This window comes from Agarivorans albus, from assembly GCF_019670105.1.
Lineage (GTDB): Bacteria > Pseudomonadota > Gammaproteobacteria > Enterobacterales > Celerinatantimonadaceae > Agarivorans > Agarivorans albus.
This window is the reverse complement of the sequence record NZ_AP023032.1, coordinates 3,977,219-4,002,803: the sequence shown is the minus strand read 5'-3', so window position 1 is coordinate 4,002,803 and position 25,585 is coordinate 3,977,219. Positions and strand designations below refer to the sequence as shown.

25 protein-coding genes are annotated in these 25,585 nt (G+C 45.6%); 11 read left to right on the top strand and 14 right to left on the bottom strand.

Annotated features, from left to right (window positions below):
• Positions 1–38 precede the first annotated feature (38 nt).
• From K5620_RS18140 to K5620_RS18130, 3 genes are read left to right on the top strand one after another with little or no spacing between them, the layout of a single operon-like run.
• Positions 39–230, top strand: a complete 192-nt coding sequence (locus K5620_RS18140; RefSeq protein ID WP_016403600.1) for a hypothetical protein — start codon at positions 39–41, stop codon at positions 228–230.
• 22 nt (positions 231–252) lie between these two features.
• On the top strand, positions 253–447 hold the full coding sequence (locus K5620_RS18135; RefSeq protein ID WP_152784127.1) for a hypothetical protein: 195 nt from the start codon (positions 253–255) through the stop codon (positions 445–447).
• A 19-nt stretch (positions 448–466) separates the two neighbouring features.
• Positions 467–661: a hypothetical protein gene (locus K5620_RS18130; protein ID WP_016403602.1), complete on the top strand. Its 195-nt coding sequence runs from the start codon at positions 467–469 to the stop codon at positions 659–661.
• 203 nt (positions 662–864) lie between these two features.
• On the opposite strand, the gene K5620_RS18125 is transcribed toward K5620_RS18130, so the two are convergent.
• On the bottom strand, positions 865–1,068 hold the full coding sequence (locus tag K5620_RS18125) for a hypothetical protein (RefSeq protein WP_016403555.1): 204 nt from the start codon (positions 1,066–1,068) through the stop codon (positions 865–867).
• A gap of 208 nt (positions 1,069–1,276) precedes the next feature.
• On the opposite strand from K5620_RS18125, the gene K5620_RS18120 reads away from it, so the two are divergent.
• Both K5620_RS18120 and K5620_RS18115 read left to right on the top strand, forming a co-directional pair.
• A complete protein-coding gene (locus K5620_RS18120) occupies positions 1,277–1,648 on the top strand; it encodes a YbaN family protein (protein WP_016403554.1) in 372 nt (123 codons plus the stop codon).
• A gap of 57 nt (positions 1,649–1,705) precedes the next feature.
• Positions 1,706–1,984: a hypothetical protein gene (locus tag K5620_RS18115; RefSeq protein ID WP_016403553.1), complete on the top strand. Its 279-nt coding sequence runs from the start codon at positions 1,706–1,708 to the stop codon at positions 1,982–1,984.
• Positions 1,985–2,017: 33 nt separating this feature from the next.
• Here K5620_RS18115 and hemL read toward each other — a convergent pair whose 3' ends face one another.
• On the bottom strand, positions 2,018–3,301 hold the full coding sequence (gene hemL, locus K5620_RS18110) for a glutamate-1-semialdehyde 2,1-aminomutase (RefSeq protein ID WP_016403552.1): 1,284 nt from the start codon (positions 3,299–3,301) through the stop codon (positions 2,018–2,020).
• 274 nt (positions 3,302–3,575) lie between these two features.
• Between hemL and K5620_RS18105 the strand changes: the two genes are divergently transcribed.
• The 4 genes from K5620_RS18105 (at position 3,576) to K5620_RS18090 (ending at position 9,131) form a co-directional block, all read left to right on the top strand.
• Complete coding sequence (locus K5620_RS18105; RefSeq protein WP_016403551.1) at positions 3,576–4,238, top strand: DUF6776 family protein; 663 nt, start codon at positions 3,576–3,578, stop codon at positions 4,236–4,238.
• Between the two features lie 110 nt (positions 4,239–4,348).
• Positions 4,349–4,708 (top strand): iron-sulfur cluster insertion protein ErpA, encoded by a 360-nt coding sequence (gene erpA / locus K5620_RS18100; protein ID WP_016403550.1) that lies wholly within the window; start codon positions 4,349–4,351, stop codon positions 4,706–4,708.
• 188 nt (positions 4,709–4,896) lie between these two features.
• Positions 4,897–6,003 (top strand): efflux RND transporter periplasmic adaptor subunit, encoded by a 1,107-nt coding sequence (locus K5620_RS18095; protein ID WP_016403549.1) that lies wholly within the window; start codon positions 4,897–4,899, stop codon positions 6,001–6,003.
• Positions 6,003–9,131 carry an efflux RND transporter permease subunit gene (locus K5620_RS18090; protein WP_016403548.1) on the top strand — a complete coding sequence of 1,043 codons (3,129 nt, stop codon included), beginning with the start codon at positions 6,003–6,005 and terminating at the stop codon, positions 9,129–9,131. The genes K5620_RS18095 and K5620_RS18090 overlap by 1 nt, the downstream gene beginning before the upstream one ends.
• A 69-nt stretch (positions 9,132–9,200) precedes the next feature.
• On the opposite strand, the gene K5620_RS18085 is transcribed toward K5620_RS18090, so the two are convergent.
• The 11 genes from K5620_RS18085 to K5620_RS18035 all read right to left on the bottom strand — a co-directional run bounded on the left by K5620_RS18085 (position 9,201) and on the right by K5620_RS18035 (position 21,600).
• Positions 9,201–10,307: an anhydro-N-acetylmuramic acid kinase gene (locus K5620_RS18085; RefSeq protein WP_016403547.1), complete on the bottom strand. Its 1,107-nt coding sequence runs from the start codon at positions 10,305–10,307 to the stop codon at positions 9,201–9,203.
• Between the two features lie 8 nt (positions 10,308–10,315).
• Positions 10,316–11,971, bottom strand: a complete 1,656-nt coding sequence (locus K5620_RS18080; protein ID WP_016403546.1) for a peptidoglycan DD-metalloendopeptidase family protein — start codon at positions 11,969–11,971, stop codon at positions 10,316–10,318.
• A 338-nt stretch (positions 11,972–12,309) separates the two neighbouring features.
• The gene (locus K5620_RS18075; protein WP_016403545.1) at positions 12,310–13,161 is read right to left on the bottom strand and encodes a cobalamin-binding protein; all 852 of its coding nucleotides are present in this window, start codon (positions 13,159–13,161) and stop codon (positions 12,310–12,312) included.
• 34 nt (positions 13,162–13,195) lie between these two features.
• Positions 13,196–14,143, bottom strand: coding sequence for a cobalamin biosynthesis protein CobD/CbiB (locus K5620_RS18070; RefSeq protein ID WP_016403544.1), 948 nt, complete (start codon positions 14,141–14,143; stop codon positions 13,196–13,198).
• A complete protein-coding gene (gene mtnN / locus K5620_RS18065; RefSeq protein WP_016403543.1) occupies positions 14,143–14,841 on the bottom strand; it encodes a 5'-methylthioadenosine/S-adenosylhomocysteine nucleosidase in 699 nt (232 codons plus the stop codon). The genes K5620_RS18070 and mtnN overlap by 1 nt, the downstream gene beginning before the upstream one ends.
• Positions 14,842–14,904: 63 nt before the next feature.
• Complete coding sequence (locus K5620_RS18060; protein ID WP_016403542.1) at positions 14,905–15,333, bottom strand: GNAT family N-acetyltransferase; 429 nt, start codon at positions 15,331–15,333, stop codon at positions 14,905–14,907.
• A gap of 184 nt (positions 15,334–15,517) precedes the next feature.
• Positions 15,518–16,264, bottom strand: a complete 747-nt coding sequence (locus K5620_RS18055) for a hypothetical protein (RefSeq protein ID WP_016403541.1) — start codon at positions 16,262–16,264, stop codon at positions 15,518–15,520.
• Between the two features lie 406 nt (positions 16,265–16,670).
• Positions 16,671–18,116: an aldehyde dehydrogenase gene (aldA, locus tag K5620_RS18050; RefSeq protein ID WP_016403540.1), complete on the bottom strand. Its 1,446-nt coding sequence runs from the start codon at positions 18,114–18,116 to the stop codon at positions 16,671–16,673.
• A gap of 55 nt (positions 18,117–18,171) precedes the next feature.
• Positions 18,172–19,503 carry an RICIN domain-containing protein gene (locus K5620_RS18045; RefSeq protein WP_016403539.1) on the bottom strand — a complete coding sequence of 444 codons (1,332 nt, stop codon included), beginning with the start codon at positions 19,501–19,503 and terminating at the stop codon, positions 18,172–18,174.
• Positions 19,504–19,812: 309 nt separating this feature from the next.
• Positions 19,813–21,099 carry a tyrosine--tRNA ligase gene (gene tyrS / locus K5620_RS18040; protein WP_016403538.1) on the bottom strand — a complete coding sequence of 429 codons (1,287 nt, stop codon included), beginning with the start codon at positions 21,097–21,099 and terminating at the stop codon, positions 19,813–19,815.
• A gap of 123 nt (positions 21,100–21,222) precedes the next feature.
• Positions 21,223–21,600: a DUF2750 domain-containing protein gene (locus K5620_RS18035; protein ID WP_016403537.1), complete on the bottom strand. Its 378-nt coding sequence runs from the start codon at positions 21,598–21,600 to the stop codon at positions 21,223–21,225.
• A gap of 215 nt (positions 21,601–21,815) precedes the next feature.
• Here K5620_RS18035 and mnmL point away from each other — a divergent pair, with 215 nt between their 5' ends.
• Entirely contained in the window at positions 21,816–22,724 is a 909-nt protein-coding gene (gene mnmL, locus K5620_RS18030; protein ID WP_016403536.1) for a tRNA modification radical SAM protein MnmL/YtqA, read from the top strand.
• Positions 22,725–22,831: 107 nt separating this feature from the next.
• Complete coding sequence (locus K5620_RS18025; RefSeq protein ID WP_084681997.1) at positions 22,832–24,649, top strand: sensor domain-containing diguanylate cyclase; 1,818 nt, start codon at positions 22,832–22,834, stop codon at positions 24,647–24,649.
• Here the strand turns inward: K5620_RS18025 and folE2 are convergent, their stop codons facing one another.
• Positions 24,650–25,573: a GTP cyclohydrolase FolE2 gene (gene folE2, locus K5620_RS18020; RefSeq protein ID WP_016403534.1), complete on the bottom strand. Its 924-nt coding sequence runs from the start codon at positions 25,571–25,573 to the stop codon at positions 24,650–24,652.
• Positions 25,574–25,585: the final 12 nt, after the last annotated feature.

The window sequence follows — 25,585 nt, the reverse complement described above, 5'->3', positions numbered from 1 at the left end:
TGGCTATACAGAGTTAAGCCATTACTAGGAGAAATAAAATGAAAGCCGTTATGTCAGCAATGTTAAGCGTAGTTTTTGGTTCGTTCTTAATGTTTAGCGCTGCGAGTCAGGCGGCGGTTGGTCCCCTAAATGGGGCGCAAGGAAGCACTAATATCGGTACCAGTGGAATAGACCGTCATACCTGTCAACGCGAAGCATTACGTGGCGAAGTACAGTCGCCGTTTTGTTAAGTAGATAAGTTTTAGGAGAATGATGATGAAAGCGTTAACCACCAGTTTAGTTAGTGTAGTGTTTGGTTCAGCCTTAATGTTTAGTGCAGCAAGCCAAGCTTCTTTTACCCCAGCAAATAGCGCGCAAGGTAGTGTGCAAATAGGTACTAGCGGTATCGACCGTCATACCTGTCAGCGTGAAGCGCTGCGCGGCGAAGTTCAATCGCCGTTTTGTTAATCATTAGGGAAGGAGAAGAATGATGAAAGCATTAAGTTCAGCAATATTGAGTGTAGTATTTGGTTCTGCTTTGATGTTTAGCGCAGCTAGCCAAGCCTCATTTACCCCTGCAAGTAGTTTGCAAGGTAGTGTGCAAATAGGCACTAGCGGTAATGACCGCCATACCTGCCAGCGTGAAGCCTTGCGTGGCGAAGTGCAATCACCTTTTTGTTAAGCACTGAGAATACTAAAAAAGGCGATGTAGATTTACATCGCCTTTTTTAATGGGGAGTTTAATACCAATCACACCAAGTAAGTGATCAGAAATAACGCAGGAAAAATACTCGAGAATAAGGCAGGGTTTTTCGATAAGTCGCTATTCTACAATCAAAAATTCTAACGCAGTTATCGAGTATTTTAACCAGATAGAATGAACAGTTACCTAGTGCGATTAGCATAAGCACCAGGTCGACAGCGATCGCTAAACTGGGTTTGCTCAAAGTACTCTACAGGGAGGCTTAGTTCAGCATGATGGTGATTTAGCTGGTTATTGCGCTTGCTGGTAAACCGATAAACGTTATTGCTTGTGCTGCTGGCAGTGTTACCTTGAAAAACAGTTTCTTTTTGGACGGCTTCAAACATGACGAACTCCTAATTAATAGTTCGCGCCCTTAGGCGCTTTAGCGGTATTTGTTAGCCGCCCGCAAGTTGGCGATTAAATCGGCGGCAGAGTTAATTTATTCTTTAGCCGTCTAGATGTCCAATTTTATTTTGATACAAGTCATAACTAACAGTTATTTATCGCGCCACAGGGTAAACTATCTGCTTACTTATTAAAGGTGCTTGTTTAATGCTGAAAGTGTTCTACCTGTTAATTGCGTGGCTAGCGGTATTGCTGGGCACGGTAGGTATTTTTTTGCCTTTGCTGCCTACTACGCCTTTCATCTTATTAGCCGCGATTCTATTTTCTAAAAGCTCTCCTCGGTTTGCTGCTTGGCTTGAGCAGCATCGCACTTTTGGTCCTTTATTAAATGATTGGCAGCAACATGGTGTGGTAAGCCTTAAAGCAAAGTGCAGTGCTACCCTTATGGTGGCTATTTCGGCGGGTTTAATGTTGTGGATGGAGGTCCCTTGGTTGGCCCGTATTGCCGCAGGTACATGCCTGTTAGCAGTGATGGTTTTTCTTTGGACTCGACCTTCAGTAAAAAACTCTTCCCGCTAAGTTATTGCTTACTATACTCATTTTGTGAATTTTAAAATCATCAATAAGAGTCTGGATATGAAAAAACATATTTGTTTGTTGTTAGGCTTTATTGCTGCAGGGGTACAAGCTGGTAATGGCACCGAAGTGGCGAATATAAATTGTAATGGCACTTGGATACGCTCGGGTACCGATAAGCTGGAGTTAATTAGTGCTTGTGGCAAGCCTGAATATGAAGAAGTAGTAAGCGGTGATAACTTCAATAAGTTAGAAGGCGTGCTCTATAACATTAAAGGCAAGAAATACGTGGTGTATCTAAAAACCGGCCAGGTGGTGAAAATTGAATGGCTAAGGTAAAGCCGCACTCTTGGGCAAGTGCGGCAATCCAGCTTATTTTAACTTGGCAAAACAACGCTCTGCTGCAGCAATAGTTGCATCAATATCTGCTTCGCTGTGAGCAAAAGAAGTGAATGATGCTTCAAACGCTGACGGGGCTAAGTAAACGCCTTCTTCCAGCATTAAGTGGAAGAACTTTTTGAAACGTTCTGCATCACAGGCGCAAGCTTGGGCGAAGTTAGTCACGCTGCTTTCTTCGGTGAAGAAGAAGCCTAGCATTGCACCTACTTGATTAACGGTTAATGGAATGCCTTGGCGGTCTGCAGCCGCTTTGAGGCCTTTGGCCAAGCGCTCGGTGATTACATTTAGGTGTTGATGAACCGCAGGATCTTTTAGGGCATTAAGTGCCGCTAAACCAGCCGCCATAGCAATAGGGTTACCCGATAAAGTACCCGCTTGATACACCGGACCAACAGGCGCTAAGTGATCCATAATTTTTTGGCTGCCACCAAAAGCGCCTACAGGCATGCCGCCGCCAATCACTTTTCCTAAACAAGTTAGGTCGGGCTTTACCCCATAATGAGCTTGTGCTCCGCCTAATGAAACTCGAAAGCCCGTCATTACTTCATCAATAATAAATACCGCTTGGTATTTATCACAAATGGCGCGTAGCCCTTGTAAGAAACCATCTACAGGAGGGATACAGTTCATGTTGCCTGCCACTGGCTCAACAATGATACAAGCAATGTCTTCTGGGTACTCGGCAAATAAAGCTTCAACCGAGGCTAAATCATTATAGGTGGCAGTAAGCGTATGTTGAGCAAAGTCGGCGGGAATACCCGGCGAGCTTGGTTGGCCAAGGGTTAATGCACCAGAGCCTGCTTTAACCAGCAATGAGTCGGCATGGCCGTGGTAGCAACCTTCAAACTTAAGAATTTTGTTACGGCCGGTGTAGCCACGAGCAAGGCGAATCGCGCTCATGGTGGCTTCGGTGCCCGAGTTAACCATACGCACTTGGTCCATTGATGGCACCAACTCGCACACTAGATTAGCCATATCGATTTCAGCAGCGGTAGGCGCACCAAAACTCAAGCCTTTAGCGGCTGCATCAACTACAGCTTGGTGAATCGCAGGGTGGTTATGACCCAAAATCATTGGGCCCCATGAGCCCACGTAATCGATGTAGCTGTTGCCATCGGCATCGTAGATGCGCGCGCCGTCGGCTCGTTCAATAAAAACCGGTGTTCCACCTACGCCATTAAAGGCACGAACTGGTGAATTAACGCCACCAGGAATAGTTTGCTGGGCTTGGCTAAAAAGTTGTTCTGAACGAGACATAAAGCATCCTTTAAAATCTGAGTCACGCGCCACAAAGGCAGTAAATTGCGCTCACTATAACAAATAATCTATAGCCAAGTAATAACGCGTAGAAGCTGCATTTAGGCGCTGGTTCAGCTTGCGGGCTGTAGCTATTTAAACTCGATAATTGGGCTGCGTTATCTAACTCGTTTCACCGGCAGAAAGTTAGTGGTATCGCAGAGAGCTAACTGTAGTTTGTTGCCGAGGGGAAATCTGGGTAAACTGTCGTCTTTTCGCGACAGGTGTATACAAAGTGGCAAAGCCAAAGTTGTTAGTTGTAAGTTTAATCGGTGCCTTGGCTTTAACCAGTGTGTATGGTTTATCGGTTGTTGTTGAAGAAAAAGATCAACTAATTAGCCAATTAAAACAGCAGCTTAGTAACTCTCTTGAAAGCCAGTCGGTATTACAACAACGTTTATCGATGGTTCGCCTAGAGCAAGACACCAGCTTGGCAGAGTTAGCTCAGTTAAAACAAAGCATTAATCAACTGACCGAGCAAAAGCTTGCCTTAACTGAAGAGCTGTTGGTGTATAGAAAAATCATGGCCCCAGAACAACAAGCTGGTGGCATGAAAATTGAGCAACTAAACATTGAACCCATGCTTAGCCCCAACTATTACCGAATGCAGGTATTGTTGATGCAAGTAGCGCGCAATAAACGCTGGTTAAGTGGGGAGCTGCAGTTAGTGGTAGTGGGTAGTCAGAACCAAGAACCAGCGCAATATAATTTGGCAGATTTACAAAGTGAGGCCACTCCTCTAGCGTTTAAGTTCCGTTATTTTCAAGAAGTGAATACCGACATTAAGTTGCCCGAAGGCTTTAAAGCAGAGCGGATTGAGCTTACCGCTAAAGTTAAGGGCAATAAATGGAACAAAAAAGCCGAGATTATTTACAAACAAAATTGGCCTGTAGAATAAACACTTAGTGATGGCTTAGGGCTATGGATAAACCCTCTTAGGATAATACTTGAACAAATTACTCGGGTATTAGATAATCTGCGCCAGTTAACATTTTTAAGGAATAGATTGTGTCAGAACAAGCTGTAACTGAACAAGCCGCATTTCCAATTCAATTTACCGACGCCGCAGCGTCGCGAGTAAAAGAGCTAGTTGCTGAAGAAGAGAACCCAGCGCTAATGTTGCGTGTCTATGTCACAGGCGGTGGTTGTTCTGGTTTTTCTTACGGATTTACCTTCGATGAAAAAGTAAATGAAGGTGATACCTTAGTAGAAAAACAAGGTGTATCGATGGTTGTAGATTCAATGAGTTTGCAATATCTAGTGGGTGGTATCGTAGATTTCACCTCCGGCCTAGAAGGCTCACGCTTCCTAGTGAACAACCCTAATGCTAGTACAACTTGTGGTTGTGGTTCATCATTTAGCATCTAAGCTGGTTAGCAAAACACCATACAATTGTATCTTTTTGTAAGCCACCGTCTGGTGGCTTCGTTATTTTTCATACTTAGCTAACGCTTTGTAGCAAATTTGTCAGTAGTCTTCGGCAAAGCATATAGATTGTTTGCACTAACTTGTATACTGATTCACTTACTTGAATCATCGACAGGGAGTGTTTGATTGTGTCTGTTGCCGTAAAACAGTTTTTTGCTGCTCGCCCATATATCCTTTCTATTTTTATTGTTGCTGTAGTGGTGTTTTGGATGCTCTCTGGTCAAATGACTAATGCAGATGAAGCCAAGGCTGAACCTGAGAAAGCCGCTCACAAGCTAACCCGCGTGCAAGTGAAAACCTACACTGCCGAGACCATTGAACGCAGCTTACATTTATACGGCCAAACAGAGGCACGGCGTCAAAGTGTTATCTCTGCCGAAGTATCTGGTCGTTTGTTGGAGTTTTTGGTTGCCGAAGGTCGCCCAATTAAAAAAGGCCAAGCCCTTGCTCGTTTAGATATTCAAGACCGTCGTTCACAGCTACTGCGTGCCGAAGCCTTGTTAGAGCAACGCACCATTGAGTACGCAGGGGTTAAGGCTCTTAGCAAGCAAGGTTTCCAAGGTAAAGCACGTTTAGCAGAGGCCAAGGCCGCGCTGGTAGATGCAGAATCCAATGTTAAATCGCTTAATTTAGCCATTGATAACACGCTGGTATTAGCCCCATACAACGGTATTTTTGAAGAAAATATTGTTGAGGCGGGTGCTTATCTAGGTATTGGTGACCCCATCTTAAGGCTTGCCGATACTCAGCAATTATTGGTGCGTACTGATGTTTCTGAGCGCGATATCTCGCAGCTTTCTTTGGGTGAAAAAGCCTACGTAAACTTGGTTACCGGAGAAGAAGTTGAGGGAAGCATCGACTTTATTGCTACCTTGTCTGATCCCAATACCCGAACCTTTAAAGTAGAAGTGTTGCTAGATAATCAACAACAACAGTTGATGGCAGGTGTGAGTGCCAGTGTGCGTTTCCCACTTGAAGAGGTAGAGGCAATTAAAGTTAGCCCTGCAGTATTAGCCTTAGATGAACAAGGTAATTTAGGGGTTAAAACAGTTGTGGATGATGTAGTGCAGTTTGTACCAGCTAGTTTAGTGCGCTCAGATCCCGATGGTGCCTGGTTATCTGGCTTTAGTGGTGACAACGATGTGATTATTTTAGGCCAAGGTTTTGTGCGCGAAGGCGATAAGGTTGAGCCTGTCACCAAAGCGGAGTTGTTAGCGCAAGAGAGGGCTGAATAATGCACGCTTTTATTGAAGCCGTTTTATCGCGAACTCGAACCGTACTGTCTATTTTACTGTTCTTGTTTGTTGCCGGCATTATTACCTACAACAACATTCCTAAAGAATCGGATCCCGATGTAGAGATCCCGGTTATTTACGTATCGATCCCACACGATGGGATTTCGCCTCAAGATGCTGAGCGCTTGTTACTGCGCCCTATGGAGCAGGAATTACAAGGTTTAGAAGGCATTAAAGAAATGACCGCCACAGCCAGTGAAGGTCATGGTTCGGTGGTGCTGGAGTTTATTGTTGGGGTTGATATCGACCAAGCCCTGTCGGATGTGCGGGCTAAGGTGGATCAAGCCAAACCTAAGCTGCCTGCCGGTGGCGATGAGCCAGAGGTGCATCAAGTAACCTTAGCCACAGAACAGCCTGCTATTACGGTGTTGTTGTCGGGTGACTTGCCACAACGTGCCTTACTAACGATTGCTCGAGACCTCCAAGACCAAATGGAAACCATGAAGCAGGTATTAGAAGTTAACATTGGTGGAGACCGTGAAGACTTTTTGGAGATTACCGTAAACCCGCTTTTGATGGAGTCTTACGGCTTAGACCAAGCCGATATCTACAACTTGGTAAGCCGCAATAACCGTTTGGTAACAGCGGGTACACTAGATACTGGCAATGGCCGTTTTGCAGTAAAAGTACCTGCGGTATTTGAGAACGTTAAAGATGTTATTGAGCTGCCAATTAAGGTAGATGGTGACCGCATTGTTACCTTTGGTGATGTGGCCTCAGCCAGACGTACCTTTAAAGATGCCAGTACTTACGCGCGGGTTAATGGTAAGCCAACCATCTCTTTAGAAGTGAGCAAACGCCCCGGCGAAAACCTGATTGAAACCATTGAACAGGTAAAAGCGCTAATTGCTCAAGAACAAGCGTTTTGGCCAGATTCGGTGATTATTGATTACGCCGGTGACAAATCTAAAGACATTCGCACCATGCTGTCAGAGCTGCAAAATAACATCTTGTCTGCAGTCTTGTTGGTTGTGGTAGTGATTATTGCGGTAATGGGCGTGCGTTCATCTCTGTTGGTGGGAATAGCTATTCCCGGCTCGTTTTTGGCAGGTATTTTAATGCTGTCTTTAGGCGGACTTACTATCAACATGGTGGTGTTGTTTTCGCTTATTATGGCGGTGGGAATGCTGGTGGACGGAGCCATTGTGGTTACCGAGTTTGCCGATAGGCAAATGAGTGAAGGCGTTCCTCGCCATCAAGCATACTCGCTGGCCTCACAGCGCATGTCGTGGCCAATTATTGCATCAACCGCAACTACCTTAGCGGCGTTTGCTCCCTTATTGGCGTGGCCAGGCATGGTGGGGCAATTTATGGGTTACTTACCCTTAACCTTAATTGCGACCTTAAGTGCTTCCTTGGTGATGGCGTTAATCTTTGTACCTTCTTTGGGCAATATTTTTGGTCGCCCACGTAAATTAACTGCCAAGCAGCAACAGGCACTAATTAAAGCGGATAAAGGAGAGTGGCAAGGCCTTGAGGGGGTTACCGGTGTTTACTTACGGGTGTTGCACAAAGCGGTAAATGCACCGCTGCGCGTGCTGGGTTTGGGCATTGTTATTGCGATTGCAGTAATAATGGCTTATTCCAGTGCCGGTAAAGGGGTGGAGTTTTTTCCTGAAGTAGAGCCTGTGGGTTACAACATTATCGTTCGTTCGCACGGGGATTACTCTACCGATGAAAAGCTACAAGTAATGCTTGAGGTTGAGCGCCGCATCATCGATTTAGAAGATTACGATACTTTGTACACCAAAGTAGGTGGCGATCAGCTGGGGGATATTCGAGTTAATCTTAAAGATTGGAATGAACGTCGACCAGCTAACGAAATCATTGAAGACATGCGTTCACGTTTAGCACCTATTGCCGGCTTAGAAATTGAGTTTCGTAAAGACAAAGCGGGACCGCCGGCGGGCAAAGACTTGCAGCTTGAGCTGAGCTCGCGTTTTCCGGAACGCTTAGAACCCATGGCCAAGAAAATTCGAGAGTTGGTGAATGACAACCCGCATTTTGTTAATGCCGAGGACTCTACCACCAAACCTGGGATTGAGTGGCAGCTTAAGGTTGATCGTGCCAAAGCCGCTCGTTTTGGCGCCGATGTTACGTTATTAGGTAATACCGTACAGTTTGTGACTAATGGCCTAAACATTGGTGATTATCGCCCTGATGATGTAGACGATGAGCTAGAGATCCGAGTGCGTTTTCCAGAAGAGAATCGCAGTATTAGCCGCTTGAGTGAGTTACGGGTGAAAACGGCTTATGGCTTAGTACCCATTACTAACTTTGTAAGCTTAGAAGCTAAACCAAAACAAGACGTGATCAACAAGGTGGATGGTCGCCAAGTACTAACGGTAAGTGCCGACGTAGCAGCTGGGCAAAACTTAAGTATCGAGTTACCTAAGATCCAGGAGCAACTTAAGCAGCTTGAGCTTGATCCCTTGGTTGATATTAAATTGCGTGGCCAAAATGAAGACCAACAAGAGAGTATGGCCTTTTTAGGCAGAGCCTTTATGGTGGCGCTATTTGTAATGGGTTTGATTCTTATCACTCAGTTCAATAGCTTTTACCAAGCCTTGTTAATACTCTCGGCAGTATTGTTCTCAACCATTGGTGTATTGCTTGGCTTGTTAATCGCTGGGCAAGCATTTGGCATTATTATGAGTGGTTTGGGGGTAATTACCTTAGCGGGGATCGTGGTGAACAATAACATTGTGTTGATTGATACCTACAACGTTCTGCGTCGCCAAGGCATTGCCGCCCAAGAAGCTATTATGCGCACTGGTGCACAGCGTTTACGCCCAGTAATGTTAACCACTATTACCACCATCTTAGGCTTAATGCCCATGGTGTTGGAGCTGAACATTGATGTGTTTGAGCGCAGCTTTGAAGTAGGTGCGCCTTCTTCTCAGTGGTGGTCACAACTGGCTACAGCGGTTGCTGGTGGCTTAAGTTTCGCCACACTGTTAACCCTTATTCTTACGCCGTGTTTGTTAATGCTTGGTGCTAAATTTAGCCGCAAAGATAAACAAGCTGCGATAGAAGAAGCGAAAGAACAGGAGCTGTTGGGGGCTTAAAACTCAAGGCAGTTGCAGACTGTTAGTCTAGCTTGTCAAAGAATCAAGGAGGGATGTTATCCCTCCTTTTTATTTTGCGGGGTACAGGGCCCCAAGAATGGCTGGGCGGCTTGCTCCGGTTACCGAGCTGGCGTTGCCAGTTTGTTGTTGTTTAAAACAGCGTGCTAACCAAGCAAAAGCCATCGCTTCTAAGGCTTGCTCTGGAATGCCTAATTCTGAGGTGCGGCTGAGTGTTAACTTAGGTAATGCCCTAGTTAGCAATTCTAATAAAAAGCCGTTTTTGTCACCGCCGCCACATAAATACACCTTGCCCTTATCAGCATCAAATAACTCTTGAGCAATACTCTGAGCGCTTAGGTGGTGCAAAGTACATTGCACATCTACAGGTGTTATTTGGGCAAATTCTGGCTGTGCGAGAAAGCTATCTAACCAAACTAAATGAAAATACTCACGACCAGTGCTTTTTGGGGCAGCTAAGGCAAAGTACTTATCTGCTAGCATTTGTTCTAGTAAGTTTTGCTGGCAGCGGCCGCTTTTCCCCCACTGACCATTATCATCATAATCCAAGACATTAGGATGATGACGTTTAAAGTGTTGATCTAACAAAGTATTGCCTGGTCCGGTGTCATAGCCCAATAAGCTTTTCCCTGGAACTAAGCGGGTAACATTGGCAATACCACCTATGTTAACAATAAAACGAGCTTCATTAGCATGGCTGAACATTGCCTGATGGAAGGCCGGTACCAACGGCGCTCCTTGGCCGCCTAGCGCCATATCTTTGTTTCGAAAATCTGCCACCACATCAATGTTGGTTTGTACTGCAATGTGGCTTGGGCTACCAATCTGCAGGCTAAAGGCTAACTCGGGAAAATGTCGTATGGTTTGCCCGTGGCTGCCAATAGCAGCAATGTCGCAAGCCTTGAGTCTAGCCTGAGCAATAGCTTGAGTTGCGGTTGCTGCAAATAGCTGGGCAACCGCCACGCTAGCCTCTGCCATGGTGGCTAGTTCGTTGGCTGCTGGGCTGCATAAACCGTGTAGTTGCTCAAGTAAGGATTGTGGTATTGCCTGTTGGCAATGGGCTAGCAGAGCAGGTGTTTGCTGGCTAAAATCAACCACCACTGCGTCTACGCCATCCATGCTGGTGCCCGACATTAAGCCCACATAAATGTCTGTCATTTATTTACCTAATTCATGGCTAGCAATACTCGTTTGGTATTGTCTAGCTGCTTGATTCTGGCCTTAGCAATCGGCAAGAAAATGTCTTTTTGCTTACCTTTTAAAGGTGTTGAAGTAGGTAGTTTCACGGTACGTGGGTTTTTGTGTACCCCGTGCACTAAAAATTCGTAGTGTAAATGTGGGCCGGTTACTCGCCCTGTCGCACCAACGGTGCCAATTTTCTTGCCCTGTTTAACCCGTTGGCCAGTTTTTACGTGGCGCTTATGCAAATGTAAGTACTTGGTGACGTAAGCGCTGCTGTGCTGAATAAATACATAGTTGCCGTTGTATTTGCTGTAACCTGATTTAGTGACTCTGCCATCGCCGGCAGCTTGCACTGGCGTTCCCACTTTAGCCGCATAATCAATGCCGTTGTGAGCGCGCACTCTGCCGGTTACTGGGTGTAAACGGCGCGGGTTAAAGTTAGAGCTAATGTATTTGAAGTTAACTGGCGCGCGCAAAAAAGCTTTACGCATTGGGCGGCCTTCTGGGGTGTAATAGTTGCCATCTTCGTGACGAACCGCTCTAAATACATCACCTTGGTTAATAAACTCGGCGGCAATAATATCGCCGTTTCCTGCAAATTGACCGTCGATATAGTGCTCTTCAAACAGCACCATAAAGCTATCATCTTTACGAATGTCTAAAGCAAAATCGATATCCCAGCCAAAAATAGCCGCTAGCGCCATAATTTGGCCCTGACTGAGTTCAGCGCTAATACCGGCATTCCAGAAGCTTGAATTGATGGTGCCTTGGGCAAAGTTAGTTCTTACTTCTAGCTCTTGGGTATCTACTTTTACCGCGAAACCATCTTGCTTATCTCGCTCAATAATCAGTGTTTGATGTTTCGATTGTGGATAATGTAGCTCCATTAATCGATCTTGGTCATCGAGATAAAAATCCAGCGTATCGCCAGGATGAACCGTACGCAGCTTTCTCGCTTCCCCGCCGAGTTGGTCGATGTCGTGTAAAGTGCGAGCACTTAAACCCACCCGCGAGAAGATAAGCGCCATGCTGTCACCCGATTTAACGGTTTGGCGTTTAAGGGTGTAGAAGTGCTCGGGTTCTTCGAGGGCTTGTTGCGGTTCTATCTCCAGTTGCAGGGGATAACGAACACCAAGGTTAAGTTCTTTGCCTTGCTGCAGTTGCGCAATTAACTCGGCGGCATCGCTGACCTTAACGGCATTATCGGTAGCGCTAGTTTGCGGATCTAATGAATTTGATTCATCAGCAGTTTGGGTAATTTCGCTTACTGCATCAGTTGCTGCAGGGGATTTAGCAACAGTATCTACGGTTATGTGTTGCTCTTCAGTTTGCTCAACCGCTTGGTTTGGGGAAAGCTCCGCCACTTGTTCAACTGCGGGTTGGCTAGCTGGCTGTTTCTCTTCTACTTGCTCAAGCTGAGCGGCTGTAGATTGTAGCTTGTCTAAACTGGGCTCGTTAGTGCTGGCGGCGTCTGTTGGTCGCACTTCTTGGATGTTGTTGGCCTTGGCCGAAAGATCGATAGTTTGTCGCTGGCTAGCACTCACCGACTTTTTTTCACTCGGGATGAGCAGTGCGGCTATTACCAGCATTATGGCAACAAACAACAGCCGACGATGACGTTTAGGTAATAAGCTTTGCAATCTACTTCCAACATACAAACACAGTGATTACCGCGATTGTAGCCAGATGCTAGTAATAATGCCAGATTCAGCGGCGCAAGCCGTGAGCTAAACAGGCTACAGAGCAGTTGCTGACCAAATTGGCGCAAGCTGGTTAATAGTAGTGCAAGCGATTGAATAAGCAACTTTTGGCTGTGCGAAGGCTTATCGAATGACTAAAGCATATTTGTTGGTTTGTTTGGGATTTAAAAAAGGTAAAGCGACATAAAATATCAAATACCTCTTTAGGGGTGGTTTTGTCTGTCGAAAATTTTATAAGATCTTTAGCTTGCTTAAAACTGGCACAACACTTTCATTACTTATATCGAAGATTTTTCTTCACTCGTATATGCTCTCGTCCCACTCAGTTTATCTGGGTGGGTTTTTTTTCGACTTTTTTCCAGCATGCTACAAAGTTGCTTTAGGCTCTCTAGAGTGCGAAGTGTTAAGCGATGGGCCTTATCTGGGTCTAGATGGTAAATGTGTTGCTGCTGCACAGCTTGAAGCTGTGGCCATTGCTTCCAAGAGTGTTCAAATTCCCATTGGGCAATAATAATGGCTTGAGGATCAGCTTCTAGTACCCACTCTTCTGACAGCAATGGATAGGGTGCCACCGCTTCGGCCATAATATTTTCTCCGCCACATAAGCGAATGCCATCATCAATCCAGCTTTTCGCAGATATGCTACGCAGCGGCGTGTGCCACATCTGATAAAACACACTCACTTTGCTTTTAGACTGATACTGCTGCGCCAATTGAGCTAGCTGTTGCTCGGCAAACTGGCTTAAGCGTTGTCCGGTTTCTTGCTCACCTAAAATACTACCCAGCTCTGCCAGTTGTTTAGGTAGGTTGTCTAGCCGTTTGGGTTTGGACACAAATACTTGAATATTTAAGGCGCGTAGCTTTTGCGCCAAACTTTGCTGATTTCCTTGTTGCCAGACCAAAACTAAGTCGGGCTTTAAAGAAATGATGCTTTCGAGGCTAATGTATTGATAGTTACCAATGCGTGGCAGCGCTTTAGCGGCTTCTGGATAATCGGCATAATCTACTGTGGCAATCAGTTTATCACCGGCACCTAGGGCATAAACTTGCTCGGTTAAATGTGGGGCTAAAGAGATAATGCGTTGAGGTTTAGCGTAAAGCGCAGTGCTGAAAAAGGTCGCTAGCAACACGACGATGATCTTAACGGTATTGGCTCTTGTAGCCTTAAAGATAGATAACACGCGCAAGGTAGATCGGACTAAGAATAAGTAGATACAGTAGCGCACTCATATTGAGTTTTAAGGCAAGTCTGTCTAACTCAGCCGCTTCTGGGTATTGCTGGCTTGGGCCAAAGCGAGCTTGTTCAACTTTTTGCTGTTGGTAATGGCGAGGTCCACCTAACTCACTTTGTAAGCTACTTGCGCTTACGCTAATCAGCTTACCACTGCCGATATAAGGCCAACGGAAGCCTTCACTAAGCGCGGCCTTGTTACGAGAGAGTTTGCCATAACAACAGATAATCAATGCTAATAGTTGGAAGGGCAGGTAGCTAAACAGCTGATAGAAGCGACTTGCTGTATGACCAAACTGGCGAAATTGCACGAGTTTAGGGTTCCAAGCAAAGTGTAACTCGGTAACGATGCGGTAGATTAAGGCCGGTACAATGCCTGCCAACATAAACCAAAAAATCACCCCAAACCAATTGGCCGCTAGCCTCAGCAATAGCATTTCAGCAGACGCTTTAGCCACGCCAACCGCAGACAAACTTTCGCAATCGCGTAATACCCAAGGGCGTAAAATATTGCGGGCGGGTTTGTGCAAATGTTTGTTGAGAAGGTGAGTAATACGATGGTAACTGTGCATTGGGGCTTGCCATTGAAGCAAGCAAAGTAGCAGTAAACTGTCTACTAACACGGTGAGGGGATTAAGTTGGTTAAACAAGGCTAAGCCTAGGCTTAGTGGCAGTAAAATCGCCAGTAAAGCCAAACCGCCAGCAATGCGCTGCTGGCGAGGACCATTGCCGCTGCGATTTACTTTTATTGATAGTTGCTCGGCAAACCAACGAACTAGCAGCATTACCTGACCAAATCCGCGGCCTGGTATTAAACGTTCTAAGGCTATACCCAAAAAGGGCAGGCTGAGGCTAAGCCACAGCCAGGAGCTTTCGTCCATTAGTCAGTTAGCTTCTCTAACATGGCTAGTACCAAGGCAGTAGAGTGCTTGGCTGCTGTTTCTAAGAACTCATCAAATGACGATGGAGACTCTTTACCAGCAATGTCCGACAGCGCTCTAACCACTACAAATGGTACTTTGGCGAGATGACAAACTTGCGCAATAGCGGCGCCTTCCATTTCTACCGCAGTCATATTCGGGAAGTCGGCACGGGCTTTAGCAACACGTTCAGGATCAGCCATAAAAATATCGCCGGTACAGATTTGACCACGGACAATTTGATGACCTGAAAGCTGCTTAGCAGCCTGTGCGGCAATCTCGATAAGCTTAGCGTCAGCTTTATAGGCGGCTGGGTTAGCGGGCAGTTGGCCCATTTCATAACTAAAGGCTGTAAGGTCTACATCGTGATAGCGTAATTCGTTAGAGATAACCACGTCGCCTACTTTTAAAGCGGGGTCAAAACCACCGGCAGAGCCAGTATTGATCACTTGAGTGGGTTGGTAGCGTTGCAGTAACACGGTAGTGGCAATGGCGGCAGCTACCTTGCCGATGCCAGAGCGGGTTACTACTACTGGGTGCTGGTTAATTTCACCACTGTAGAATTCACAACCAGCAAAACTATAGGTATCACAGTTATCGATCATTTCGCGAAGTGCTACCACTTCTTGTTCCATTGCACCAATAATAGCTGTAGTCATAACCGTCTCTTTATCAAAAGGAAAAATCAGCGGAATATTACCATAAGCTAGTTTAAGGAACAGCTACAGATCGCGCACAAACACCCGTTGTGTTTTACGCTGTTTAAATTTGATGTGCTGGTAAAACTGATTTGCTTGTTCGCGGGTAGAGTCACAACGTACTCGAATTTCGCCTACGCCGCGGCTAGTCGCCCAATGACGGCATTGTTTAACAAGTGCCCGGCCAATGCCTTGATTTTGTGAGTCTTGATCTACCACCATACCGCTAATCTCGGCAAAGGGTAGCGAGCCTAAACGCAAGGCAACAAATACGTGCACCCAACCTACTATTTGCTCTTGCTCGTTGAGGTAAACAAAGGCTTGGTGGGCAGGGTTTTCTAAAATAGCGTGAATATTAGGTAGTACAGTTTGTGCCGTTGGGTTGTAGCCTAGCTGCTTTGCCAGCATGGCCACGTCAACCGCGTCTTCTTCATGAATAGGGCGAATTTGCATAGCATTCCTTAATCGTAGTGGAACTAACAACTGGTTTGATAATAAACCATAGTTACCGACTTAAGCGGTTAACTGCAAGCAGCTTAGGTAAGATTTATGACTTTTTTAAGACAAAGTGTTCGATTATATTAATCAAGTTATCAAAATAGGCCTGACTTCATCGATCAAACCAATACGCAGCGAGTTAGATGAGGGCCTCTTTCAAAGACTGTGCTTGGCAATATACTTCGCATAAAGCTTGCTCGGTGAGACTCAGCTCTTCAAATTCCCATTCCGTATAAGATTGCACTGCCTGAGGATGCTGCAGGCTAAATTGTGCTAGCCAATTGCTAAGTTCTTGTTGCAAGCATGGCTTAACTTCAGCTTCGTTAAACTGGGCAATGGAGAGAGCTTGAGTGTAGGCATTAATCTGTTGCAGCATATATGCTAGCGGTGGCTCCACATCGCAGACTAGCGGGCAAACAAAGTAAATACCGAAGGCTTGCTTTGAGTTGCACTTACCTACTTTTACTTGCCAGTCATCGGCAAACTCAAACAGGCAGTAATGTTCGCCTATATTGGCCTGATCTGGCGCTGGTAGTGAGAGATTTGCACTCTCTTTTCGTTTTTGGCTTAACGAGTTTAGGTAGTCGCCAAGCTTAGTGGACAAGCGCTTGGCAGTATTTAGGTCATCAGGTTCCAATTGCTTTTTTTGTAGCCAATAGTTAATTGCACCTAATACGGCTAGAGCCATATATTCTTGGCTAAATCGACTGCTTAGCGGGCCTTCTATATTTCCTTCCATTAAATCTGCAAGGTGATGAAAATCTTCAATTGAGACCAAGCTTTGGATGGAGAAGTATGAGTGGCCAAGTTCAACAATTTGGTAGCCAAGTTGTAGCTGAATTTGCGGAACTATCACTGCGAGGGTGTTGTTTTCTATCACATTCATTCAGCCATTTTCCATGGTAATGCCAGCGCATTAAAGCATCGCATATCATGGGCTTAGAGTAAAACTAGTGAGAAGGGTAATGCTTGTCCAACTATCCTTAATATTTAGTTGAGTGAGTATCTTGCTCTTATCCCGCACCAACCTTTTTATAGCGGTGTTGTTGGCTACGACCCTAAAGCAGAGGATGCATGATTATGAGTGTTCACGTTGCCGCTGAATGATTTCTAACACGCCTAAGTAGATCATTACTAAGCTTAAAAAGAATCCGATGTAGAACATAGTATCCCCTTGGTATTTGCGTTTAATTATTATTGCTATTGAGTATTGCGGTCTCCATTTTCAAAACTGCGGGTAGCAAGCAACTCACCGCTAATAAGTTGCTTGCTCACTTCCTAAGAAAAGAGTGTTATTTTGAGAAATCTACGTAGAAGGTTTTCTTCTCTAGGTATTGCTCAAAACCATATTTACCATCTTCACCGCCGGAGCCACTTAGTTTGTAGCCATTGTGGAAGCCTTGATGTTGCTCGCCATGACCGCGGTTTACATAAATCTCTCCGCATTCAAGGTCGTTTACCAAGTCCATCACTAGTTTGATTCGGTCGGTGAAGATCATCGCCGACAAACCGTACTCAGAATCGTTAGCATAGTTAATCACTTCATCAAACTCAGTAAATTTAACTACGGGCAAAATAGGGCCAAAGATCTCTTCATGAACGAGGCTCATCTCTTGGGTTACGTCGGTAAACACGGTGGGTTCAAACCAGTAGCCTTTTTCAAACTCCTCGCCGCTTAAGCGTTTACCACCAGTGACTAAGGTGGCACCCTCTTCTATGGCTTTAGCAACCATGGCTTCCATATTGGCTAGCTCTTTAGCGCTTACTTTTGGCCCCATGTCGCTATCTTCGTTCATTGGGTCACCTACCTTTATGGCTTTCACCTTGGCAAGCAATTTGTCCATAAACTCGGTGTAGATGGCTTCGTGAACATATAAACGTTCGTTACAAGTACATACTTGACCACAGTTATCGAACTTAGAGTTTAGCGCTGCGTCTACTGCCGCATCTATGTTAGCGTCGTCGAGCACGATAAAGGGCGCTTTGCCGCCTAGCTCTAGTTGTACATGAGCTAGGTTGTCTGAGGCTGCTCGCACAATGGCTTGGCCAGCAGGAGTACTGCCTGTCATTGATACCATGGCTGTCTTTGGGTGGCGAACCAGTGCATCGCCCAAAGAGCGACCAGGACCGGTGACTACGTTTAACAAACCTTTTGGCAAGCCAACTTTGTCGGCCAGTTTTGCTAGCTCAAGTGTTGCTAATGGTGTTTCGGTAGTTGGCTTAACAATAATCGCATTACCCGCCACTAAGGCTGGGCCAATTTTGCGACCAGCTAGCGCTAGTGGAAAGTTCCATGCAGTAATAGCTACCACTACACCACGCGGTACCTTGTGGATCCAAATGTGCTCGTCAGGGTTGTCTGACTCAACTATGTCACCTTCAATGTGGCGAGCCCACTCGCAGGCGTATTCAATAAACGAGCAGGTTACGTCTACTTCCATACGCGCCACTTTTAGTAACTTGCCTTGTTCTTGCACAAGCAGCTCGGCTAAGAAGTCACGGTTAGCTTTAATCTCTGCCACTAACTCATACAGTTTTTCAGCACGTTTGCGAGCAGGTAGCTTACGCCATTGCTTTTGTGCTGCAACTGCTGCGCTCATGGCTAGCTCTGCATCGGTTTCATCGCCATTAGCGACAGTGGCGATAACTTCTTCAGTTGAAGGGTTAAGTACCTCGGCGCGTGCTCCTGATTTTGCATCTAGCCAGCTACCATTGATGTACATCTGATAATTTTTCATGAACAACCTATTGTTTAAGCGAAGTAAATGGCCAGCTGTTAGGCTAGCCTTCCCATTAATTTACGAATTTAAAGCTTTGATGCTCTGAGCCATCACATTCACCCAATGACAAGTTTTTGCCATTTTTCTTGGAGCCTTTCGCCATTTCTAGGCATTCACCAGTGGCAAGGTTTTTAATGCTGAACCAATTGTGGCCTTTGTTTGATAATAGCCAAGACTGGGCAGCTGATTGCTCATCACAGGGTTGTTGGCGTAAGTCTTGTTTGCCTTCTCGTGCTGCAACACAAAAATCATTTGCGGTGTTTTTGATGCTAACTTGCTGGCCCTGTTCACTCACTTGCTCGGTAAAAGTAAACTTCTGCTGTTGGCCACGATGGCTGCAGTAGCTTTGGCGATAACGCGCGCCTTTTTCAGAGCGAGGGTTTCTAATTTCAAAACACTTGGTGCTGTGGCGCAAGCTTAAGCCGGCTACATCGGTCGGAAGCTTTACCGGGCCTAGTTCTTGCTGGCTTGCGTCGGCTTTTACTGGTACGTAAACACGCACCCAATCCACTAGCATCTTGTTTCTAGTTTCATCGGCTAAATCTTCATCGCTAGCGATGTGACCAACACTTGAGCGCCAATCGTGATCTTCCATGTCGATGATCATGAACATCTCGCGGTCTAGACCAAGATTTTCTGGATCTTTAAGTGACGTTTTGTTTAAGCGACGAACTAAACGTCCATCAATGTAAAACTCGACATTCCATGGATCGATCCAGTATGCGCCAAAGCGATGAAAGTTATCGCGATACGGCGCTTCGTTTGGTAAAAAGTGATGCTGTTGAGAGCCTATGTCTCGGATAATTTCGTTGCTTTCTTCGTCACGAATAAATACATGGTAGTTGGTATTAGCATGGCGAGAATGCTTGTGGTGGTTGGCGCGATCGCTGCCGTATATCTCCAGTATATCTAGCTCGCGCTTGTCATCGGCACTTAATAACCAAAAGTTAGACGATAGCACTTGGTTAGCCACTTTAATTTTGGCTTCCATGTAAACTGGGTAGATGATTGGCGTTTTAGAAGTTACTACACCTAGGTGAACCTTATCGGTATCTGGTTTTCTGGCGGCTTTAATAACCAGTTTTCCGTCTACTACATCAGAGTGATCAGAACTCCATATGGTTAATCCTGGCCCAGTCCAAGCATTATGGTAATGGTCGTTCCATTTTTCACTAAACTGTTGGTTTTTTCCTTGGTAGTTAAAATCGTCAGAAAAGGCGTCAATTAATTCCCAAGTATTTCCAAATCCAGGGTCTGCAGGTACGTCGTAGTCTGCCCAATCTTTAGCTTGAAGGGAAAAAACCAGGCTAGTGGCGGCAAGTAATAGAGTGTTTCTAAACAGCATTTTGGCTCATACAGTAAAAATTTGTAAACCAATTATGCCAGACATTTTTAACTTAAACTGCAAACTGGTTAACGTTTATTTGAATTGGTTGATAACTTAATTTCGTGCAGCTAGATTTGAATTAAAGCTTTCTAGGGAAAATACCAGTGCAATGAGGAGTTTATGAAGGGTGATTGAAGCCAACAAGAAGTGACATCGGAATACGTAGAAAAGGTTGTTCTGGCAGATAACAACAGCAAAGGTGGTGGAGAATGTGTTGAAGGGATTAAATCGAGCAATCAGCGTGGCTGATTGCTCTTAACAGCAAAATTATTTAGCCCAAATGATCAAACTGAATAATTTTTTACCGCGCTTAACTACTGAATACTTACCGTATAAGGCATCGCTGGCTTGCAAGGTTAGCTGAGGGTCGTTTAGCTTTTCGCCGTTTACAGACACTGCGCCGTTACCAATAAATTCGCGCGCCATTTTATTTGATTTAGCTAACTCACTCGCTGTAAGTAGCTCAACTAAACCAGCTTCGCTTTGTTCAAGTTGAGTGGTAGGCAAACCATCTTGGGCTAGCTGCTCTAAATCTGACTCACTGAGAGAGGCTAAGTCGCCAGAGAATAGCGCTTGAGTAATCCGCATTGCTGAGGCTAAGCCTTCTTCTCCATGCACTAAACGAGTTACTTCTTTGGCTAAAATACCTTGCGCTTCTGGGCGACCTTGGGCGGCTTTATCACGCTCTTCAATGGCTGCAATTTCGGCTACGTCGATAAAGGTGAAGTAACGCAAGAACGAATATACGTCGGCATCCGCCGTGTTAATCCAGAATTGGTAGAACGCGTAAGGCGAGGTACGCTTAGGATCTAACCAAATGGTACCCGTTTCGGTTTTACCAAACTTAGTGCCGTCGGCTTTGGTCACTAATGGCATTGTTAGGCCATATACTTTGTTGCTGTACATGCGTCGAGCTAGGTCAATACCGCCAGTGATGTTGCCCCACTGATCAGAGCCACCAATTTGTAAGGTGGTGTTTTCTTTGTCGCTAAGCTCGGCAAAGTCGTAAGACTGCAGCAACATGTAGCTGAACTCGGTGAACGAGATACCCGACTCATCACGGTCGATACGCTGTTTTACCGATTCTTTTTTGATCATGGCGTTAACGCTAAAGTGTTTACCTACGTTACGCATGAAATCAATTACGTTTACTTTGCCAATCCAATCTAGGTTGTTAATTACCTTGGCTGCATTTGCTTGGTCGCCAAACTCAATAAACTGGCTAACTTGCTTCTGCAGTTTGCCTACCCAGCCGGTAACTACGTCATCACTGTTTAGTTTACGCTCTGCGGCTTTAAAGCTTGGGTCACCAATTAAACCGGTTGCACCACCCACCAAGGCTAAGGGCTTGTGACCAGCTTGTTGGAAACGCTTAAGCATAAGTAGTGGCACTAGGCTACCAATGTGCAGGCTGTCGGCAGTTGGGTCAAAGCCACAATACAGGGTGCGGGCTCCACTAGAAAGGTGTTCGGCCAGTTCTTCGTCGGCAGTGCATTGAGCAACTAGGCCGCGCGCCTTCAAATCTTCTAATAATGGATTAACCGTTGTCGTCATAATTTAACCTGTATGTATTTCTGTACCCGTTTGGGCGCTATGAACAATTTTCGAGCCGAAGATTCTACACTTAAGTCCTTACTAAAAAAACTGCTTTGGACTTAAGCGCGGTAAATACTCGGCTTACTTGATTTTTCCGCTGCTTAGCTCGTCGGCAAGATCTAAGGGCGCAACAATTGTGCCTTCACCGGCAAAGCTAGGAGCCACTGCTAGGTCAAAACCATCGTTGGCCATTCCTGGGAGCCACTTCTCGGTCAAGTCACTCAAACTAATGGCTAGGGCTTTAAAGTTGGCGTGATCTTTACTGGCCCAGTGTTCGGCAAGTGCTTGCTCGCTCCACAGCAGTAATACTTTTTCGTCACCGGTTTCGATAATCAAACAACCCTGTTCGTCACTTAAGGTCCAAACCTGTTGGGCCTTACGGGCTTGTTCGATAAAGCTTTGATAACGCTGTTTAGTGGTTAGACGGTCATTTGCGTCGATTAATGCTTGAGAGCTCATGTTGATTCCTAGGTGCGACTGTATTAGCGGCACGCAGTATAGCAGCTTCAAGAGGTGCTGTTTATCTTTGCTGAGGAGCAATTGAGAGCGCTGTTGTTGATCATCTAATGTCTAAATGTTGTGCTCTCTTGATCTACAACTAAGACCTAGCTGGCTCCTGCCAGTAGACTAGCCGCCGTTTTGGGTTTTTCCCACCTTATTAAAGAGTGAAAGCTGTGCAGCTAGATTTATATGTAAACACCTTAGGTCGTCATATTAAGCAACATTTTAGCGGGCGAGTGCGCAAGCTAAGTGTGGATGGCGATTTCACCTGCCCAAATCGCGATGGCAGTATTGGTAAAGGTGGCTGTACCTTTTGCAACGTAGACGCTTTTGTTAAACCGCAACAGCAAATGATGTCGATTGGCGAGCAGCTGGATGCACGCAAGGCTGAGCTAAAACATAAAGATATCCGCTATTTAGCCTACTTTCAGGCCTATACCAGCACCTATGCCGAAGTAGAATATTTGCGTGGGATGTATCAGCAAGCTTTAGCCGATGAGTCTGTGGTGGGTTTATGCATTGGTACCCGCCCAGATTGCGTACCCGAAGCGGTGTTAGAAATGCTGGCAGAGTATCAGGCTCAAGGTAAAGAAGTTTGGCTAGAGCTAGGTGTTCAAACTGCCCATGATGAAACTTTAAAGAAAATAAACCGTGGTCATGATTTTGCGGCGTTTCGAAAGGCTGTAGCCCGTGCCCACCAATACGGTTTAAAAGTATGCGCCCATCTTATTTTGGGTTTACCGGGCGAAGAGCCTGAACATTATATGCAATCACTTGAGGCGGTACTTGCCGAAGATATTGCTGGTATTAAGTTGCATCCTTTACATGTGGTTGAGGGCAGCACCATGGCTAAAGCGTGGCGAGCAGGCCGCTTAGATACCATGAGCCAGCAGCACTACGTTGAACAAGCGGTAAATCTTATTCGCCATACCCCTGAACATGTGGTTTATCACCGTGTAAGTGCCCATGCTCGGCCGCCGGTTTTACTGGCGCCAAATTGGTGCCAAAACAAGTGGTTAGCCCTCACAGATATTGCCAAAAAGTTGGCCTTTGATGGCCCCCAAGGTAGCGCATTAAGTTAGAATGTGATGCAGTAAATGTGAGCTAATTGCTTGTTTAGTAAATGATTATTTTCTTATGTCATATAATCAGGTAAAGTAGCAGCGGTTGCAGAAAAAATGGACAATCGATGCACGAAAACTTTTATCCAACAGTCTGGATGCAGGCAACAATAGCATTACTTAGCATACTGCTAGTCATCGTTATTGTTATGTGGGCCTTAGCTCGCAGAAAGGTGCGTGCTCAGCGCGCGGCAATGGTGAAGTCACCGGCTGCTCAGCTGATGATTGACCTAGAAGCCAAACAGGTTATTTTTGCTAATCCTCGTGTCTGTGAATTACTGCAGCTAGCTAACAATGGTAAACATTGGCAGTTCTTCGATTCTGCCCACCTCGAGCAATTGTTAGAGCTACTAAAGCCCCATCAGTCTTCAGCTAGTATTGAAGGTGTTCACTGGCTGGTTAATTTCCCCCAGCAAACTCGGGTTTTGCTTCTTTACGCTAGCTTAACTGCGCATAATGGCCGAGAGGTTTGGTTCATTAATGCTTACGAAAACGCTCAAGGTTATTCTTATTTAAATCGAATTGAGCAAGAGCAAAAATTGTTTGCAAACGTGCTTAATTCCATTCCAGAATTTATTTACTTTAAAGACGCTAATGAGCGTTTGCTTGGCTGTAACCAAGCATGGGCAGGCTTTCATGGCTTAAAGCCTGGTGAGCTTGCCGGTAAGAAGCTGAGTGATTTTTTAACCCGTAATGAGTTAGAGCGCAGCCAAACCTATGACAACCAAGTATTGGCGGGCGAGCCTTGCCAACATACCGAATGGTTTAGTGCGCCAGATAGCCGACAAATCCTGCTGCAAAACAATGTCTATCCGCTTAAGAACCAACAAGACGAAGTGACAGGTGTGCTTAACGTGTCTTACGACGTAACCAAGTGGCACGAGCTTAACCGTAAACTGGAACATGAAAACCAAAACCGAATCAGCTCCGAGAAAGAGTTAGGGCGGCAAAACAACCTTATTCGCACCGTGTTTAACTCAACCCCCGATCCATTGGGCTTTATTGATGATAAAGGTAACTTTGTTGGCGGGAACGAACCTTTCGCCAAAATGTTTGGTTTTACCAGTGATGAGTTGTTAGGCAAACACCTTACCGAGGTTCTTAGTGAAGAACAGTTAGAACAACATCAGTTGCAAAACCGTCAAATTTTAGAAGATGGCAAGCCGATCCGGTATGAAGAATTAGTGTACTTGGATGATGGTCACCAGATTTGGTATGAGGTGATTAAAGGCCCTTATTTTGATGATGTGAGTGGCGAGCGCGGCATTATCTTCATCACTCGTGATGTTACCGAGCGTAAAGCCACCGAGCAGCAACTGGCCGACGCGATTATGCAGTTACAGGAACTCAGCTTTATCGACAGCCTAACTCAAGTAGCTAACCGCCGTAGTTTTGATGAGAAATTATTGCAGTTGTGGCTAACTCATCGTCGTGAAGGGGTAGAGCTAAGTTTGTTATTGCTGGATATTGACTGCTTCAAGCAATATAACGATAACTATGGCCACCAACAGGGCGACGAAGCTTTGCGCCAAGTGGCTAAGTTAATCAGTCGCTCAGTGAAACGTGGCTCCGATTTAGTGGCCCGTTATGGCGGTGAAGAGTTTGCCATATTGCTACCTAATACTGGCTGTGAAGGTGCTAAGCAAATCGCCGAAACCGTGTTGCGCAATATGAAAGAAGCTGAAATTCCTCATGAATTCTCAGATGTGAGCGACTTTGTATCGGTAAGTATTGGTGTGGCCAGCGTTATTCCTCAACAAGGTGTGGATTATGGCGAACTGGTAAGGGTGGCAGATTTACAGCTTTATCGTGCTAAACATCAGGGTAAAGCCCGCTACTGTAGCGCCGGAGACAGCGCTATAGAGGATACAAAAACAGCGCCCTAGCTAGGCGCTGTAACCTTGCTCAATACCTTTAGTTACAACACATACAGCATCATGCGCGTGTAGGCTTTCTAGGTGGTTTACCCTTACCCAAAAATCAACTAAGTCTGCTCGGTTATTCAAGCTGTGCTGCAAACGGCGAGCGGCATCTTCACAGAACATCAAGTTTTGCCCATTGAGGCGAGCAAATTCTTGTTCATCCTCGCGCTTAACCGCGGCTTGTACTGGGGTTTTTAAACTACTTTCCACTTCATCAATCAAACTGATAATGGGAATATCCTGATGTTCAGTGGCAATTTTAACTTTTAGCTGAGCGATACTACGCTGGCTGTGGGGGGTAGCAACAATGCCTTCACTGCTGCCAAGCCATTGATGCACCGCTTCACTTGAAACTTGCTCATCGGCAAATTGTTGTTTGAAGGCCTGCTGAATAAGCTGGCGTGATAGCGCGGCCGAACAAGGGCAAGTGGATGAGTACGGAACCTCAACTTCAAGCTCAATAGTGGTTTGTTGTTGGTGACGAGTGGCAGTGATTGCAACGGGATAAGCCTTCCAACCGGTTTTGCCAGATAACAGCGATTTACGGCGCAAATGGTAGTCGAAGCTAAAGCGAACCTGCGCTTGCTCACTCAAATCTTGATGACTTTCAATAAACTGATCCAAAACGCGGTGTAATCCAGCATAATCCAATACGCCTTCGTTAGATAATTGATCCAATATCAAATATAAACGAGACATATGAATGCCTTTGGCTTGTGGGTCATCTAAGCTGACAAAGGCCTCAATTTTAGCACTCACGCGGCTAGCTGCTTGTGCTTCAAATGCCAGCATTATGGGCATTTCAATTTGGCTCATACCTACCCAATCGAGTTTTCCTTCGGTTTGGGCACGGCTTGAGTTTGCTACGTCAGGCATTGCAGTAGACATGCACTTAGTACT